This window comes from Sphingobium sp. JAI105, from assembly GCF_015752145.1.
In the GTDB taxonomy this organism is placed as follows: Bacteria; Pseudomonadota; Alphaproteobacteria; order Sphingomonadales; family Sphingomonadaceae; genus Sphingobium; species Sphingobium xenophagum.
The window spans coordinates 1,413,803-1,431,400 of sequence record NZ_JADOUC010000001.1 but is presented as its reverse complement, the minus strand read 5'-3'; the positions used below and the strand labels follow the sequence as shown (position 1 = coordinate 1,431,400).

General features: G+C 62.1%; 15 protein-coding genes and 1 tRNA gene. 6 read left to right on the top strand and 10 right to left on the bottom strand.

Going from position 1 to position 17,598, the window contains the following annotated elements; genetic code table 11:
- Positions 1–54 precede the first annotated feature (54 nt).
- The 3 genes from IWY39_RS06730 to IWY39_RS06720 all read right to left on the bottom strand — a co-directional run bounded on the left by IWY39_RS06730 (position 55) and on the right by IWY39_RS06720 (position 3,682).
- Entirely contained in the window at positions 55–1,332 is a 1,278-nt protein-coding gene (locus IWY39_RS06730; RefSeq protein WP_107124187.1) for an amino acid permease, read from the bottom strand.
- An 85-nt stretch (positions 1,333–1,417) separates the two neighbouring features.
- Positions 1,418–3,220 carry an acyl-CoA dehydrogenase C-terminal domain-containing protein gene (locus IWY39_RS06725; protein WP_019051628.1) on the bottom strand — a complete coding sequence of 601 codons (1,803 nt, stop codon included), beginning with the start codon at positions 3,218–3,220 and terminating at the stop codon, positions 1,418–1,420.
- Positions 3,221–3,271: 51 nt separating this feature from the next.
- Positions 3,272–3,682, bottom strand: coding sequence for a MerR family transcriptional regulator (locus IWY39_RS06720; protein ID WP_017180887.1), 411 nt, complete (start codon positions 3,680–3,682; stop codon positions 3,272–3,274).
- A gap of 113 nt (positions 3,683–3,795) precedes the next feature.
- On the opposite strand from IWY39_RS06720, the gene IWY39_RS06715 reads away from it, so the two are divergent.
- From IWY39_RS06715 to IWY39_RS24560, 6 genes are all read left to right on the top strand, one after another.
- On the top strand, positions 3,796–4,203 hold the full coding sequence (locus IWY39_RS06715) for a hypothetical protein (protein ID WP_107124186.1): 408 nt from the start codon (positions 3,796–3,798) through the stop codon (positions 4,201–4,203).
- Positions 4,204–4,394: 191 nt separating this feature from the next.
- Positions 4,395–6,434 (top strand): TonB-dependent receptor family protein, encoded by a 2,040-nt coding sequence (locus IWY39_RS06710; protein ID WP_107124185.1) that lies wholly within the window; start codon positions 4,395–4,397, stop codon positions 6,432–6,434.
- A gap of 16 nt (positions 6,435–6,450) precedes the next feature.
- On the top strand, positions 6,451–7,719 hold the full coding sequence (locus IWY39_RS06705) for a PepSY-associated TM helix domain-containing protein (RefSeq protein WP_229380598.1): 1,269 nt from the start codon (positions 6,451–6,453) through the stop codon (positions 7,717–7,719).
- 157 nt (positions 7,720–7,876) lie between these two features.
- Positions 7,877–9,496, top strand: coding sequence for an NAD(P)/FAD-dependent oxidoreductase (locus IWY39_RS06700; RefSeq protein WP_107124184.1), 1,620 nt, complete (start codon positions 7,877–7,879; stop codon positions 9,494–9,496).
- A 62-nt stretch (positions 9,497–9,558) separates the two neighbouring features.
- Positions 9,559–9,744 carry a hypothetical protein gene (locus IWY39_RS06695; protein WP_107124183.1) on the top strand — a complete coding sequence of 62 codons (186 nt, stop codon included), beginning with the start codon at positions 9,559–9,561 and terminating at the stop codon, positions 9,742–9,744.
- 143 nt (positions 9,745–9,887) lie between these two features.
- Positions 9,888–10,100 carry an Arm DNA-binding domain-containing protein gene (locus IWY39_RS24560; RefSeq protein ID WP_370569374.1) on the top strand — a complete coding sequence of 71 codons (213 nt, stop codon included), beginning with the start codon at positions 9,888–9,890 and terminating at the stop codon, positions 10,098–10,100.
- On the opposite strand, the gene IWY39_RS06690 is transcribed toward IWY39_RS24560, so the two are convergent.
- From IWY39_RS06690 to rpoC, 7 genes are all read right to left on the bottom strand, one after another.
- Positions 10,065–10,619: a hypothetical protein gene (locus IWY39_RS06690; RefSeq protein ID WP_130752453.1), complete on the bottom strand. Its 555-nt coding sequence runs from the start codon at positions 10,617–10,619 to the stop codon at positions 10,065–10,067. The genes IWY39_RS24560 and IWY39_RS06690 overlap by 36 nt on opposite strands.
- Positions 10,620–10,628: 9 nt before the next feature.
- Entirely contained in the window at positions 10,629–11,045 is a 417-nt protein-coding gene (locus tag IWY39_RS06685; protein ID WP_130752454.1) for a hypothetical protein, read from the bottom strand.
- 47 nt (positions 11,046–11,092) lie between these two features.
- Positions 11,093–11,470 (bottom strand): hypothetical protein, encoded by a 378-nt coding sequence (locus tag IWY39_RS06680; RefSeq protein ID WP_145169738.1) that lies wholly within the window; start codon positions 11,468–11,470, stop codon positions 11,093–11,095.
- A gap of 73 nt (positions 11,471–11,543) precedes the next feature.
- On the bottom strand, positions 11,544–12,029 hold the full coding sequence (locus IWY39_RS06675; RefSeq protein WP_107124180.1) for a helix-turn-helix transcriptional regulator: 486 nt from the start codon (positions 12,027–12,029) through the stop codon (positions 11,544–11,546).
- Between the two features lie 84 nt (positions 12,030–12,113).
- Positions 12,114–12,812: a S24 family peptidase gene (locus IWY39_RS06670; RefSeq protein WP_107124179.1), complete on the bottom strand. Its 699-nt coding sequence runs from the start codon at positions 12,810–12,812 to the stop codon at positions 12,114–12,116.
- A gap of 199 nt (positions 12,813–13,011) precedes the next feature.
- Positions 13,012–13,085: transfer RNA gene (locus IWY39_RS06665), tRNA-Gln, on the bottom strand.
- A 207-nt stretch (positions 13,086–13,292) separates the two neighbouring features.
- A complete protein-coding gene (gene rpoC / locus IWY39_RS06660; protein ID WP_017182609.1) occupies positions 13,293–17,549 on the bottom strand; it encodes a DNA-directed RNA polymerase subunit beta' in 4,257 nt (1,418 codons plus the stop codon).
- Positions 17,550–17,598: the final 49 nt, after the last annotated feature.

Sequence of the window (17,598 nt, the reverse complement as noted above, 5' to 3'; positions counted from 1 at the left end):
GAGCCCAGTCCTGCCCTCTGAACTGGACTCCCGCCTTCGCGGGAGTACGTCACGTCAGGCTGCACGCTCTCGCCGCGCCCACCAATAAAAGGGCAACCCCGCCGCCATCAGCAGCACGCTCGACCCGCTCGCCACAATCCCCGCGCCCCATAGCGTCCACAGCGCGTAGCCCAGCCCCAAGACCGCGGCTGGCACCACCACCCGAAACCGCATGCTCGCCAGCGCGCAGCCGACATAGAGCCACAGCGTCGCTGATGTCGCGAGCAGCGCCATGGCGGTAAACAGCGCCACCAGCCCCTGCAAACTATTGGCGACCAGCAACAGGCTGGCGAGCAGCGTGGACACTATCAGCCCGCGCACTGGCGTTCCCCTGGCATTGGTCCCTGCCAGCCAGCGCGGCAATTCGCCCGCCCGCGCCATCGCCAGCGGCACCTCGCCCATCAGCAGCGTCCAGCCATTGAGCGCCCCCAGGCAACTGATCGCCACGAACAAGGCGATGAAGCGCGCCGGGCCGGGCGACCAATAATGGCTGACAAAGGCGCCAAAGGGCGATCCGGTCTGCGTCTCCGCCGCTGGCAGGGTCAGCGCTATTCCTGAACAGACCAGCAGATAGATCAGCCCCGTTACCGCCGTGCCGATCAATGTTGCGCGCGGGATCGTTCGCGCCGGATCACGCACCTTGTCCGCCGCCACGCTGGCCGATTCAAACCCCAGCAAGGCCCAGAGCGTCAGCGCCGCCGATGCGGTAATCCCCGCGCCCGTCAGCCCCTGCGCCGGGAAGGGCGCGACCTGCGCCGTGCCGTTCCCCACCGTCATGACCAGCAGGACCAGCACCACCGCGATCGGGATCAGCTTGATGACCGTCGTGGCGATCTGCGTCATGCCCGCCGCCCGCGCGCCGATCAGGTTGATGCCCGTCATCGCCCACAGCAAGCCGATCGACATTATCGCCCCGATACCGGGCCGCGCCAGCAGCGGCATGACGCTGGACAGATTGGCCGTCGCCGCGACCGCAATCGTGACATTGGTGATGATGATCGACAGCCAGTAGATCCAGCCAATCGCAAACCCGGCAAGCGGCCCATAGGCCCGCGCGATCATCTGCGACGCGCTCGTCCCCGGCAACGCTACCGTCAGCCGCGCAATGACGAAGGCCAGCACCAGCGACCCGGCGATCGTAAACCCCCAGCCTGCCACCGCATCCCAGCCGAAGGGCGCGAGCGCGGCGGGCAGCAGGAACACGCCCGACCCGATCATATTACCCATCACCAGCGCGATGCAGGCGGCAAGTCCCAACGTGCGGGCAGGCGCCGGACTGGCGGTGATGGTCATGGATGGCGTCCCCCTTGAAAGGAGCCAGCCTATCGCGGGTGGCGGGCCTTGGCCACCCATGTGGCCAGACCCGCCTTCATTGGCGTTACGCCGCCAGGAACATATCCGGGTCCAGCGCCATCAGCGCTTCGGCACCACCTTCCATCTTGCGGCGCAGCGATCCCGCGTCGGGCATGATCCGCTCGGCAAAGAAGCGCGCCGTCACCAGCTTGGCTTCCAGATACTTCGCGTCGCCTTCGCCCGCCGCCAGCAGTCCGGTCGCGGCCTTGGCCATGCGCAACCACATCAGGCCGGTCGCGACGATGCCCAGGATATGCATATAATGATGCGCGCCTGCGCCCGCATTGTCGGGGTTCTTCATCGCATTCTGCATCAGCCACATGGTCGCGGCCTGCAACTGGCCGGTCGCCTTTTCCAGCGCTTCGGCGAAGGCGGCGAGCTTGGGTTCGGCCTTGGCATCGGCCACTTCGGTCGCGATGATCTTCAGCAATGCCTGCAACGCGCGGCCACCATTCATCGGCAGTTTGCGGCCGACCAGATCCATCGCCTGCACGCCGTTGGTGCCTTCATAAATCTGGGCAATGCGCGCGTCGCGGACATACTGCTCCACGCCATTTTCCCAGATATAGCCATGGCCGCCGAACACCTGCTGGCTGGATACCGCGACATCGAAACCCTTGTCGGTGCCATAGCCCTTGATGACCGGGGTCAGCAGACCGATCAGATCGTCGGCTTGCTGGCGCTCTTCTTCCGTGGCGGCATAATGCGACAGATCGACCTGCAAAGCCCCCCACAGGATCAGCGCGCGCAACCCCTCGGTGATGGCCTTGCCCTCCATCAACATCCGGCGCACATCGGGATGAACGAACAGCGTATCGGCCTTTTCCTCCGGTTCCTTCGGCCCGGTCAGCGCGCGGCCCTGCCGCCGGTCGCGGGCATAATGAACCGCGTTCTGCAAGGCGATTTCGCCCTGGGCCAGACCCTGGAGGCCAACGCCCAGTCGCGCCGCGTTCATCATGATGAACATCGCGGCCAGCCCCTTATTCTCCTCGCCGACCATCCATCCGGTCGCCCCGTCATAGTTCATGACGCAGGTGGCGTTGCCATGAATGCCCATCTTATGCTCGATCGAACCGCAGGACACGGCGTTGCGCTCGCCCAGCGACCCGTCGTCATGCAGCAGGATCTTGGGAACGACGAACAGCGAAATGCCCTTGCTGCTGTCGGGTGCGCCCGGCGTCTTGGCCAGCACCAGATGGATGATATTTTCCGACAGGTCATGCTCGCCCGCCGAAATGAAAATCTTGGTCCCGGTGATCGCATAGCTGCCATCGGCATTGGGCACGGCCTTGGTCTTGATCAGGCCCAGATCGGTGCCGCAATGCGGTTCGGTCAGGTTCATCGTGCCGGTCCACTGGCCCGACACCATCTTGGGGATATAGCGCTGCTGCAACTCATCGCTGCCCTTGGCAATCAGCGCCGCGACCGCACCGGCGGTCAGGCCATGATACATTTCAAACGCCTGATTGGCCGACAGCACATATTCGTCCACCGCCGTCGCCAGTACGGACGGCAGGCCCTGTCCGCCAAATTCGGCCGGCGAATGCAGCGTAGTCCAACCCCCCGCGACAAACTGGTCGAACGCATCCTTGAAGCCCGTCGGCGTGGTCACGCTGCCGTCGGGGTGACGGGTGCATCCTTCCTTGTCGCCCACCGCGTTCAACGGGAACAGCACTTCCGCGGCAATCTTGCCGCCTTCAGTCAGGATCGCCTCGACCAGGTCGGGCGTCGCATTTTCAAAGCCGGGCAGGTTGGCATAGCGTTCCAGCCCGACGACATGATCCAGTACGAACCGTGTGTCGCGAACGGGGGGGGTATAAGTGGGCATGATCGTCTCCGGGCGTTTTTCTTATCGGGAAAGGGCGGGTAGGGGAGGGCGTCAGTCTTTGGCGATGGCCGCAACGAAATTGGCCAGTTCGGCAATGGCCGCGTCAATATCGTCCTTTTGCCGGGTCAGCAGTTCGATCCGCGCCTGACATTTGGCGGCCGTGACGCGGCGCTGCTCTTCATGTTCTTCATCGGCGTCATACAGGTCGATCATCTCGCGAATTTCAGTCAGGCTGAAACCGACCCGCTTGCCGCGCAAAATCCATGCCAGCCGCGCGCGGTCGCGCCGCGAATAGATGCGGGCCAGACCTTGCCGTTCGGGCGCGATCAGCCCCTCATCCTCATAGAATCGCAAGGCGCGCGCCGTGACGCCAAACTCTTCGGAAAGGTCGGAAATGCTGTAGCTCTGCTGGTCCCGATGGTCGGGTAGCTCGATGCCGGCGATGCTGCTGCGCTTGTCCATGACGCATGATGTAACGCAGCTTTACGTTTACGTCAAGGTGAGTTCAGGGCAGCGCGCGATGGACTTATTGCCCTAGTGACAAGGCAGCGCCTCGTCATTATGGCGGCCCCCACATGACGGGGGCGATCAGACATTCCAGCACCGCGCGCGGCCTGCTTGCCGCATTGGCGCTGCTCGTCCTGGCCGTCCAGTTGTTCGTGCCGTCGGGTTTCATGCCTGTCCGCACGGATCGGGGCGTCATCATAAGTCTCTGCACCGGGCAGGGCGCAATCAACGTGCTGGTCGATCGCGACTTGGCACCGGGCAAGGGCGATCATGCGCCCGACGATGGCATGGCCGGGCACATGCCCTGCGCCTTCGCCGTTTCGGTCCAGCCCGCCGTGCCGCCGCTGCTGCTCGCAGACCTGCCGCTGCCTGCCTGGCAACTGGCCTATGGCCCGATCGCCTTCGCGCTCAAGACGGGCCTGATCGCGCGCCTCGCCGCGCCCCCACCGCCTTCATCCGGGCCGCCAACCGCTTAACGACATCCTCCTCCTGAGGGGAAGGTGGCAGCACGAAGTGCTGACGGAGGGGTGTCACCCTCTCGATAGCTTGACACCCCTCCGTCCGGCCTCTGGCCAGCCACCTCCCCTTGTAGGGAGGATGCAATTTGCGCAGCCCCAATCCTGACAAGAAAGTCAGGAAACTACATTTTATCAATAGGTTAAAATTCATGCGTATCACCCACGCCACGCGCAGCGTTTCGCTGTGCGCCATCGCCTTTGCCCTGTCGACTACCGCTGCCTTCGCCGACGAAGCCCCCGACCAGAGCCGCATCATCGTCACCGCCAGCGCGCTTGCCCAGGAAGCCGCCGCCCGCGTCGAGCGCACACCCGGCGGCGTCGATGTCGTTGCCGCTGACGATTTTGAGAATAAGCTGGCCGTCTCCCTGCGCGACGCGCTCACCTTCTCGCCCGGCGTCTATACCCAGCCGCGCTTCGGGCAGGAGGTTCGCATCTCTATCCGTGGTTCGGGCCTGTCGCGCGGCTTCCACATGCGCGGCCTGACCCTGTTGCAGGATGGCATTCCGATCAACCTGGCCGACGATAATGGTGACTTTCAGGAATTCGACCCGCAGGTCTTCCAGCATCTGGAGGTCTATCGCGGCGGCAATGCGCTGCGTCTGGGCGGATCGACGCTGGGCGGCGCGATCAATGCCGTCACCCCGACCGGACGCAGCGCGCCGGGCGTTGAACTGCGCATCGATGGCGGCAGCTTCGACACGATCCGTACCAAGGCGGCCTATGGCTATGCCGATGACCGTGGCGATGCCTTCGCCGCGATCACCAGCGATCGGTCGGATGGCGACCGCGATCATGGCAAGCGGAAATCCTATCGCTTCAACGGCAATGTCGGCGTGAAGATCAGCGAGACAATCGAAACCCGCTTCTACGCCAGCGCCCAGACCATCCGCCAGAAATTGTCCGGCTCGCTCAGCGAAAAATCGGTGCTGACCAACCCGACCAAGGGCAATTTCGTTGGCGATCAGGCGCGCGACATTGATTCGATCCGCCTGCAAAACCGCACCACGATCCAGCTTGGCGGCGGCCAACTGGCCTTCGGCCTGTTCCTCAATGCCAAGGATCTCTACCATCCCATCTTTCAGGTGATCGACCAGAAATCGGAAGATCGCGGCGCTTTCGCCAGCCTCGATCTGGCGGGCGATCTGGGCGGCCTGCCGGTCGAACTGACGCTTGGCACGCAGGCGCGTTTCGGCAAGGTGACCGCGCGTCAGTTTATCAACCTGTCGGGCAAGCGCGGCGCGCCCACCGCCAATGTTCAGCAGCGCGCCCAGACGATCAACAGCTATGGCGAAGTTCGCGTCGCCCCCACGCCCGGCCTGTGGCTGATCGCGGGCGGGCTCTACACCCATGGCGAACGGCGGATCGACAACCGCTTTGCCCCGCAACGCAGCGGCGACGCCAGCTTCGACGCTTTTTCGCCCAAGATCGGCCTGCTCTACAAGCCCGACGAAGCCTTGCAATTCTACGCCAATTATAACCGCTCGGTCGAACTGCCCGGCTATAGCGAACTCAGCCAAACGCCCGCAGGCGGCGCGCCCGGCTTCACGCCCGTCGGCGCGCAAAAGGCGTGGACCGCGGAAATCGGCACCCGTGGCCGCATCGGCATCGCATCCTGGGACGTCAGCCTTTACCGCGCCGACATAAAGGGTGAGATGCTGCAATTTAATGTCGTCCCCGGCGTCATCCCCGCCGCCACCTTCAACGCGGACAAGACCCGCCATCAGGGCGTCGAAGCGGGTCTGGAACTCGCTTTCACCCCCTGGGCATCGCTCCGCCAGGTCTATCAATATAGCGATTTCCGCTTCCGCAACGACGCCATCTATGGCGACAATCGCCTGCCGGTGGTGCCGCGCCATTTCTACCGCGCCGAACTCAAATTGGGGACCGACAGGCTCAGCATCTCGCCCTCGGTCGAATGGCTGCCGCAGGGGGCATGGGTCGACTATGTCAACAGCAAGCGGGTCGGCAATTATGCCCTGCTCAATCTGGGCGCACAGGCGCAACTGCGCGAAGGCATCACCCTGTTCCTCGATGCGCGCAACCTGACGCAGAAGCGCGCAGTCGGCGACATCAGCGCGCTGGTCCGCTACACGCCCGACAACGCGGCGACGGCAGCGGACGAAGGCAGCGTCGCCTTCTACCCGCTCGAACGCCGCGCCATCTATGGCGGCGTGCGCGCGCGCTTCTGAACCGGGGGGCAGGACGATGGATGACACAGGCTTCTACCGGGCGATGTGGCGCTGGCATTTCTATGCCGGCCTGATCGTCCTGCCCGTGCTGGCACTCATGGCGGTGACGGGCGCGCTCTATCTCTACAAGCCGGAGATAGAGGCGACGCTCTATCCCGTCCATATGTCGACGACGCCGTCTGGCGCGTTGCTTCCGCCATCGCGCCTTGCCGCTGTGGTGGAGCGGACGACAGGCGCGCAGGTAACGCAAATCGTTCGTCCCGCCACCATGTCGGAAAGCTGGCGGGTGATGACTAGGGTAGAGGGCGGCCCGCCAACGGTCCATTTCGTCGATCCGCGCGATGGCCGGATACTCGGTCAGATGCGCGGCGGCGGCTTCATGAAGGTCATCAAGGATTTGCACAGCCTTGCACTCACCGGCCCGGTGGGCAACCGGCTGGTGGAGGTCGTCGCGGGCTGGGCGATCCTGCTCTGCATCACCGGCCTCTATCTGCGCTGGCCCCGGCGCGGCCAGCCCGCGCTGGCGATCCGGGGCAGGGCATCGGGTCGCCTCTTTTGGCGCGACCTGCACGGCACGCTGGGTTTCCTGTCGGCTGGTGTCATCCTCTTCCTTGCGGTGACGGGGATGCCATGGACGGAAGTCTGGGGCGGCGGGCTGCGTGCCGTCGTGGCCGCCAATGACTGGGGACGGCCCAAAATGGCGGTCATCCCATGGAGCGCGCCGGCTAAGGATGCACTGCCATGGACGCTGCGCGAAGGCGGTGCGATCGCGGGCGATGCAGGCGACATCGGCGTTGATCAGGCCCTGCGCATCGCCACCGCGCATGGCATGGGCGGTGTGCAGCTCATCCTGCCCGCCAGTCCCGGCGCGCCCTATCTCGCCGCCTCCATCGTCACGCAGGCGCAGGACGCGCGCGCCATCACCATCGACGCGGCATCGGGCGCGGTGGTGCAGGATATGGACTGGCGCATGTTCGGTCCGGGCGCAAAAGCGGTCGAATGGGGCATCGCCACCCATCAGGGCCAGCAATATGGAGAGGTCAACCGGCTGCTGATGCTCGCGGCTTGCCTGTGCCTGCTCCTTCTGTGCCTGACCGCGCCGGTCCTGTGGTGGAAGCGGCGGCAACAGGGGCGGCTCAGCGCACCGCCCGCGGCCACCCCCGCCGCCCGGCGCATGGTGGCGGGGTTGATGCTGTTCATCGGCTTGCTGTTCCCGTTGACCGGCCTCAGCATGCTCGTCGCCTTGCTGGGCGAATGGATCATGGGCCAGCGCCGGACGGCCTGAATCCCGTTCGGGCTGAGCTTGTCGAAGCCCCGTCCTTCTGCTCGAAAGAAAAGGACTCCCCTTCGACAAGCTCAGGGCGAACGGATTAAATGAGGGGGCAGGCTTGCGTCCAAGGCGGACGGTTTTCTTATCCAGCCACATCCTCTACAGCCCGTCCATGATCCGTCTCTCCGGCCTCCAACTCCCGCTCGACCATCCTGCCGAAGCGATCCCCGCCGCCATCTGCGCCCGGCTCGGCATCCCTGCGTCCGACCTGCTGTCCCACAGCCTGGTGCGGCGCGGCAATGACGCGCGCCGCCGCAGCGTGATCCAGCTTGTCTATACATTCGACATCGCCGCCAGCGACGAACCCGCCATCCTCGCCCGTTTCGTTGGTGACAAGGATGTGCGCCCCGCGCCCGACACACGCTACAGATTCGTGACCCACGCCCCCGAAGGCGGTCCGGCGCAGCGCCCGGTCGTCATCGGCGCGGGACCATGCGGCCTGTTTGCGGGGCTGATCCTCGCGCAAATGGGGTTCCGCCCGATCATCCTGGATCGCGGCAAACCAGTGCGCGAACGGACGAAGGATACATGGGGCCTGTGGCGTCGCGCCGAACTGAACCCGGATTCCAACGTGCAGTTCGGCGAGGGCGGGGCGGGCACATTCTCCGACGGCAAACTCTATTGCCGCGTCAAAGACCCGCGCTTCCTCGGCCGCAAGGTGCTGGAGGAGTTCGTCGCGGCGGGCGCCCCTGACGACATATTGTGGGAAGCCCATCCCCATATCGGCACCTTCCGCCTCGTCACCATGGTCGAATCCATGCGCCGCCAGATCGAGGCGCTGGGCGGCGAATATCGCTGGCAGACCCGCGTGGACGATCTCGCGCTGGAGCCAGCGGGCGAGGGCGCCCATAGGCTGCGCGGCCTCCATATGCAGGATGGCAGCTTCCTCGAAGCCGACCATGTCGTCCTCGCTGTCGGCCACAGCGCCCGCCCGACCTTCGAAATGCTGCACAGCCGCGGCGTCCATATAGAGGCCAAGCCCTTCTCCATCGGGGTACGGATCGAACATCCGCAAAGCTGGGTCGATCGCGCCCGCTACGGCAATTGCGCGGGCCACCCGGATCTGGGCGCGGCCTCCTATAGTCTGGCTCATCACTGCGCCAATGGCCGCACCGTCTACAGTTTCTGCATGTGTCCCGGCGGCCGGGTCGTTGCCGCGACGTCGGAGGAAGGGCGCGTCGTCACCAACGGCATGAGCCAATATAGCCGCGCCGAATTCAACGCCAATTCAGGACTGGTGGTCGGCATCGATCCCGCACGCGACTATCCCGAAGGTCCATTGGCGGGCATCGCGTTGCAACGTCGCTGGGAATCGGCGGCCTTCGTCGCTGGCGGCTCCTCCTACTTTGCACCCGGCCAGACCGTGGGCGACTTCATGGCCGCTCGCCCCTCCACCGCCTTGGGAGAGGTCGTCCCCTCCTACAAGCCGGGCGTTACCCCCACCGATCTGGCGCGCTGCCTGCCCGACTATGTGGTCGATGCCATCCGGGAGGCGCTGCCTGCCTTTGGCCGCCAGATCAGCCATTACGACCATCCTGACGCGGTCATGACCGGCGTGGAAACACGCACATCCTCGCCCATCCGCATCACCCGCGGCAAGGATTTCCAGAGCCTCAATGTCGCAGGCCTATACCCCGCTGGAGAGGGTGCTGGCTATGCCGGGGGTATCCTCTCCGCCGCGATCGACGGCATCAAGGTGGCGGAGGCGGTTGCGCTGGGAATGATGCGATAGGCTGGCAAAATCCGGCGCACCCGATATGCTCTCCCCGAAATCGCATATCGGGAGAGACAGTCATGACCAGCGACGTCCGCATAGCCCTCGAACGGTTCCAGAATTTCGTTAGCCGGTTCAGCCACAGCGGCATGATCGATCCCGTCACCGGCTTCACGACCGGCGACGCAGCCCTGCTGATCGGCGAGATCGAACTGGCCGAAGCCCATCGCCGCATGGAACAGCATCACCCACACGACGACACCTGACGTCTACGGCCAAGCCAACAGCCTTTGAAATCGCGACTATTTGGAAATGGATGCCCGACAAGCAATAGAACTTGCTTTCGCGAACGTTCTTTGACCTTCGCCAGCAACCGCGTAAAAGTGTGGTAACGAATGAGGGAACGAAAATGGGGAAGCTAACGGTTGTCGGTGTGCGGAATGCGAAGCCGGGTCGCCACACCGATGGGTTAGGCCTCTATCTGCTGGTGAAGCCGACCCTGACCAAATCCTGGGTGCTTCGTCTTCAGATCAACAAGGAGCGTTGCGACCTTGGCCTTGGGAGTGTCACTGACCTAAGGGCAAGATCAGTTGGCATTTGCCCGCATTCGTTCAGCTGCTAGGGCATCCATTGAAGCAATCCATCTGGCCATTCCAGCTTGAGCCGATGGCGTTAGTTCGAGAAAGATTCGCCGACTGTCATGTGGATCGGGAATGCGTTTGATCATCCCTGCCTGTTCCATGATACGAATGTGCCTCAGCGCTGTGGTTGGGGGCGTATGAGAGGCGATACAAGCGCTAGAAACAGATATAAGGCGATGCTCATGCCCAGCCTTGTAAAGATCAAGCAATAAATCCCATACTGGATCAGCGAACAACCCACCGGGAAAAAGATCATCCCGCAAGCGTCTCAGGCGCAGCACTTCCCCGATCAAATCCGAAGTCTGACGCAAAGTCTTCGGCGCTACATGTTTCGTAGTGGCGCATGAAAAGCCGATATAGTTTGGATCAGTAGTCTGTCTGGCCTTATTGCTGGTTATCAGGTCCGCCACCCAATTATCGAAGTGCGCCTTCAAGGCGGCAATCATCCCGTCGTCCACTAAGCTCGGCTTGGACGGCGATCGTGGGTTCCAATTTTCCATGGTTATTTCCTAGCGCTCGACCCTCAAGTCGTGGCGTCGATCAAGATAGACGCCCAGCGCGATCACCAACAGTGTTGGGATCGCCCAGACCGTCGATATGGTGTCGTGAAAAGGAAGCTTGAAGTTGGGTGAAGCACATATCGCGAGTTGCATACCAACAGATACGACTTGCAGCCCCGCCACAATGATCGGCCAGCGTCGGCGGCTTGAAAGTGCCAGCCATCCTTTGAGGGAAAGTGACGTACAATCTACCGCTAGGCTGGCGACCATTGCGTAAAGCGGCTCGTGCGAGACATCTTTCAGGAACGCTGATACGGCAAAGAGAGAGGCGATGATCATGACGATCATGCGACCTTCCCGCCCGCCGCGGAGGATCGCGAATAGAGCCGTCGCAAGCAGTGCAATCGAATAGGCTATGCCAATCATGACTGGCATTCGATGCGATTATTTGCCCAACGTCAAGCCAATGGCCTTTACGCAACAGACCGAAGTGGAGCAGGCGACGCCGCTGTAACCGGTGGTTCTCCGTCGAAGAAGAAGGGACAACCTTCCCAGCTTACGGTTGTGGATTGGCGAATTTTGTGGGCGCGGCGGTGAACCTTTAGAAACTGCTGGCGCGATAGAACGATCGTGTCGGCGCATCTGGTCAGATCGGCGAAAAGTGCTTGGCCGATCTGTGGTTCCAGCCCGATCTCATCTGCCGTTTCAACCATCTCTCCCGCAAGTCGGAAAGTATGTGCCAAGGCAGCATCGATTTTGCCATAGCCGCCGAAAAGCTGTTCGGTAAGGCTGATGAATCGCTCACGGGCGAGGGGCAGCAACTGTTCATCTGGTTTTGGAGTTTGAGCCATAAGGGGTCTCCTTCGCGCAGACGGGTTTCCCCGGCGCGTTTCTATATTTGACGATGTTCAGAAAACTGGGGCTTTAGGCTTTATGGTTGAGCCACGCCCCAACTGTGATGATGGCGGCAAGAATGCCGGTCGCAGCCAACGCCGTCCAAAGAATGGCGCGGACCGTTTCAAGTTTCGTCAGGTCATGTGGGGCTCCTCCAAAGCGGCTGACTGTCCAAGTCACAGCGTTGTCAATCAGGATAGACCACCTGTTACGTGGCGTTTCCGTCTCGGCCTGCGTTGGCTCCACATTGGCGGAATTCTGATGTTCGGCAACAGTCTCCGGTTTGAATTCAAGTTGTTTGAATGGCTCGGAAGCTTGGCTTTGGATGAAAATCCGCGCGGCATCTCGGCGGTTGGCTGCTCCCAACATGGATGTGGCTCGGCTTAGATACTGATCTACGGTCATCGGCGATAAGCCGACCTCTACTGCAATCTCTTTGGACGTGCGGTTCAGCGAGACAAGCGTCAAGCACCGCTTTTGCACTTCACTCAATGCCTGATTCGATCCCGGCACCATTCCCCCCCCCTTAATGGAAGGCCATGTTGCCTTGCGTTACATCCATTTTGAAGGGACTTTGGAAATAAACTACCTACGTAGTTATCACGTCATCAACCGAGAGTGCCAAACGACCCGCCCCACAATTTCGACCAACATAGGGTCAATGTCGGTCCAGTTCGGATAATGGACGTTATCGCTGATCACGCTTACCCTCCGGCGCAATGGGCCGGTCGCGATCCGCTTAACCATCAACACGCCGTCCAGGCGCAACACATAAACGCCGTCGCGGAGTCGGGAGGCATCATCGTCATGATTTACCATGATGTCATCGCCATCGCTCAGCGTGGGTGCCATCGATTCGCCATCTACCCGGATGATCGACGCTCTTTGCTGTTGGATGTCTAGACGGCGCAACCATTGGACATCGAACGCTAATACGCCCACCGCGCACTCATCTTCATCCAAACTGCCGGCGCCTGCCGAAGCGCCTAAACTGAGACATGGTACCGCTACCACTCTAGGCATCCTGCGCCTGTTCGTGGATGTTGGCGTCAGCGTGGGGCCGCCCCCTAACATTTCCCCGCTCACCCCGAAATATTGGGCGATTATGCGCCGGTCATTCTCGTCCAGCTTGCGTGGTGTGCCGCGCTTGATGAACTGTTGGATGTAGGACGGATTGCGACCGATCAGCAGGGAGATACTTGCATATGAGTCGCCACGTGCGGCGATCAGCCGTTCCAACTTTGCGCGAATGGACGGGATGGTTTCTATTATGGCACTATTGATCGACGTGGCCAGCATTGGAAGCAAGATCGACAGCGGCAGCTAAGCGACGTTTTTGCCAAAGAGTACAGCCATGCACTGGCTATCACCTCACAAACGCCGCCTGCGTTCGCCAACATTCACCCACAATCTGAAACAGATGAGAGAACGAATGAGGGAGCAGATTTTATCAGACCTGCAATAAGGCAGAAAAATCAGCTATTTAGGTTGGTGTATTTGGATGCCCGACAAGGATTCGAACCTTGATTGACGGAGTCAGAGTCCGCTCTCTTACCATTAGAGGATCGGGCATCAATCCTTAGCGCCACGCGCTTGGGAGGCCGCAGATAGGCGGCGGCTAGGGACAGGTCAAGAGGGTTTTTGGCCTCACGCGGATAGCAAAAGAAAAGCCCGCCGGTGCGCGTCACGCATCCGGCGGGCTTTTGCGTTACCAGTCAAAGGCAAGGTGCGGGGTGGCCGCTCCCCGTGACGGAAACAGCCACCCGCGCCCTCGAAGCGTCAGTCCATGTCCTGCGTGGTGAAATCATCACCCTGCACGGTCGCCAGCGGATCGTTGCCGATCGCCGCTTCCGGTCCCTGGCGCAGTTCGGCGGCATGTTCCGCCGCGGCGCTGGCTGGTGCGATCAGGTCGACCTGGCTCGCCGCTCGCAGCGCGGCGCGCATCGCTGCATCCCGCGAGGAGGCGGCGACGCGCAGACGGTTCATGCCCGCGCCGGTACCCGCCGGGATCAGGCGGCCGACGATGACATTTTCCTTCAGACCGACGAGCGTGTCCTTCTTGCCCTGAACCGCCGCTTCCGTGAGGACGCGAGTGGTTTCCTGGAAGGACGCTGCCGAGATGAAGGAGCGGGTCTGGAGCGAGGCCTTGGTGATGCCCAGCAACACCGGCTTGCCAGCAGCAGGCAGGAAGCCCGGCGCCAGCTTGGCGTTGATTTCGTCCATTTCCTCACGATCGACCTGCTCGCCCACCAGCAAGGTGGTGTCGCCGGACTCGGTGATCTCGACCTTCTGCAACATCTGACGAACGATCGTTTCGATATGCTTGTCGTTGATCTTCACGCCCTGCAAGCGATAGACTTCCTGGATTTCCGCGACCAGATATTCGGCCAGCGGCTCGATACCCAGAACTTCCAGAATGTCATGCGGATCGGGCGAACCGCCGATCAGATTGTCGCCGCGCTTGACATAGTCGCCTTCCTGAACGTCGATCACCTTGCTCTTGGGGATCAGATATTCGACCGGCTCGCCGCCATCCTCAGGATTGATGGCGATCTTGCGCTTCGCCTTATAGTCCTTGAGGAACTGGACGCGGCCCGACACCTTGGCGATGATGGCGTTGTCCTTGGGCTTGCGCGCTTCGAACAGCTCGGCCACGCGCGGCAGACCCCCCGTGATGTCGCGGGTCTTGGCGGCTTCGCGGCTGACACGCGCCAGCACGTCACCGGCCTGCACCGTCTGCCCATCCTCGACCGAGAGAGTCGCGCCCACGGCCAGCATATAGCGGGCCGCTTCGCCCGAACCATCGTCCAGCAGGGTCAGGCGCGGACGCAGATCCTCCTTGGTACGGCTCGAACCGCGATGCTCGGTGACGACGCGCTGGGCGATGCCGGTCGCTTCGTCGGTCTGTTCGGTCAACGTCTTGCCGTCGATCAGGTCGACATATTTGACGATACCCGGACGCTCGGTGATCACCGGCATGGTGAACGGATCCCATTCGGCGATCCGGTCGCCCTGCTTAACCTGTGCGTTATTCTCGAACAGGATGGTCGCACCATAAGGCAGGCGATGCACGGCGCGTTCGCGGCCTTCATTGTCGATGATCGCCAGTTCGCCGTTGCGGGCGAGCGACAGGCGGCGGCCACGGCTGTCCGTGATCGTCGGCATGTCGCGCAGTTCCAGCGTCCCGTCGGCAATCGCTTCCAGGTTCGACGTTTCGTTGAGCTGCGCCGCGCCGCCGATGTGGAAGGTCCGCATCGTCAGCTGGGTGCCAGGCTCACCGATCGACTGGGCCGCGATGACGCCGACCGCTTCACCGATATTGACCGGCGTACCGCGGGCAAGGTCACGACCATAGCATTTGCCGCAAACGCCCATCTTGCTTTCGCAGATCAGCGGGCTGCGGATCTTCACCGACTGCGTGCCGATCGCTTCGATCTTGGCGATCATCGGTTCGTCCAGCAGCGTGCCGATCGGGATGACGATGCTGCCGTCCTTGCTGTCGATAATGTCCTGCGCCGTGGTGCGGCCCAGGATACGTTCGCCCAGCGACGCGATGGTCGAACCGCCCTGTACGATCGCCTTCATCTCCAGCGCGCGGTCGGTGCCGCAATCTTCCTCGACGATGGTGCAGTCCTGGCTGACGTCGACCAGACGGCGGGTCAGGTAACCCGAATTCGCCGTCTTGAGCGCGGTGTCGGCCAGACCCTTGCGGGCGCCGTGGGTGGAGTTGAAATATTCAAGGACGGTCAGGCCTTCCTTGAAGTTGGAGATGATCGGGGTTTCGATGATCTCGCCCGAAGGCTTGGCCATCAGGCCGCGCATCCCGGCCAGCTGCTTCATCTGCGCCTGGCTACCACGCGCACCGGAATGCGCCATCATGTAGATCGAGTTGATCTGCGCCAGGCGACCGGTCTGCGGGTCCTTGGGCTGGGCGCGGATCTCGTCCATCATGGCGTTCGCGACGCGATCGCCGCAACCCGACCAGGCGTCGATCACCTTGTTGTATTTTTCCTGCTGGGTGATCAGGCCGTCCTGATATTGCTGCTCATAGTCCGCAACCAGCGCCTTGGTCTCGTCGACCAACGTCACCTTGCTGTCGGGGATGACCATGTCGTCCTTGCCGAACGAAATGCCGGCCTGGAACGCGTGGCGGAAGCCCAGCGCCATGATGGCGTCGGCGAACAGCACCGTGTCCTTCTGGCCGGTGTGACGATAGACCTCGTCGATCACGTCGCCGACGTCCTTCTTGGTCAGCAGGCGGTTGACGACATCGAAGGGAACCTTGTGGTTCTTGGGCAGGCATTCGCCCAGCAACATGCGGCCCGGCGTCGTTTCATAACGCTTCAGGTAGCTGTTGCCCGCCTCGTCGGTCTGCGGCACGCGGCTGATGATCTTGCTGTGCAGCGTCACCGACTTGGTGAACAGCGCCTGATGCACTTCCTGCATGTCGCTCAGCAACATGCCTTCGCCCGGCTCGCCTTCGCGTTCCATCGACAGATAATAGATGCCCAGCACCATGTCCTGCGACGGCACGATGATCGGCTTGCCGTTGGCGGGCGACAGGATGTTGTTGGTCGACATCATCAGCACGCGCGCTTCCAGCTGGGCCTCCAGGCTCAGCGGAACGTGAACGGCCATCTGGTCACCGTCGAAGTCGGCGTTGAAGGCCGAGCAGACCAGCGGGTGAAGCTGGATCGCCTTGCCCTCGATCAACACGGGTTCGAACGCCTGGATGCCGAGGCGATGGAGCGTCGGTGCGCGGTTCAGCATCACCGGATGCTCGCGGATCACCTCGTCCAATATGTCCCAGACTTCCTTGCGCTCCTTCTCGACCCACTTCTTGGCCTGCTTCAGGGTCATGGACAGACCCTTGGCATCCAGACGGGCGTAGATGAACGGCTTGAACAGTTCGAGCGCCATCTTCTTGGGCAGGCCGCACTGGTGCAGCTTGAGTTCCGGCCCGGTCACGATGACCGAACGGCCCGAATAGTCGACGCGCTTGCCGAGCAGGTTCTGGCGGAAGCGGCCCTGCTTGCCCTTGAGCATGTCAGACAGCGACTTCAATGGACGCTTGTTCGCACCGGTGATGACGCGGCCACGACGGCCATTGTCGAACAGGGCGTCGACCGCTTCCTGCAACATGCGCTTTTCGTTGCGGACGATGATGTCCGGCGCGCGCAGTTCCATCAGCCGCTTCAAGCGGTTGTTGCGGTTGATGACGCGGCGATACAGGTCGTTGAGGTCCGACGTCGCGAAGCGGCCACCGTCCAGCGGCACCAGCGGGCGCAGTTCCGGCGGGATCACGGGCACGACGTCCAGGATCATCCATTCGGGGCGGTTGCCCGAATCGATGAAGCTTTCGACGACCTTCAGGCGCTTGATGATCTTCTTGGGCTTCAGCTCCGACTTGGTCGTCGCCAGCTCTTCCAGCAGGACCTGCTTTTCGCCTTCCAGGTCCAGGTCCATCAGCATCTGCTTGACCGCTTCGGCGCCGATCCCGGCGGAGAAGGCGTCCTCGCCATATTCGTCCTGCGCGTCGAGCAGTTCGTCCTCATTGAGCAGCTGATATTTCTCCAGCGGGGTCAGACCCGGCTCGATGACGATATAGCTTTCGAAATAGAGGACGCGCTCCAGCTGCTTCAACTGCATGTCTAGCAGCAGGCCGATGCGCGAAGGCAGCGATTTCAGGAACCAGATATGCGCAACGGGAGCGGCCAGTTCGATATGGCCCATGCGCTCGCGGCGCACCTTGCTCACCGTGACTTCGACACCGCACTTCTCGCAGACGATGCCCTTGTACTTCATGCGCTTATACTTGCCGCACAGGCATTCATAATCCTTGATCGGGCCAAAGATACGCGCGCAGAACAGGCCGTCACGTTCGGGCTTGAACGTGCGATAGTTGATGGTTTCGGGCTTCTTGATCTCGCCGAAGGACCAGCTGCGGATGCGCTCTGGCGAGGCAAGGCCGATCTGGATCTGGTCGAAGGTCTCGGTCTTGGCGACCGGATTGGCGAAGTTGGTCAGTTCGTTCATTTTTCATTCCCTCATGAGGGCAAAATTCTGGTGCGGGACGGGGCAGGGG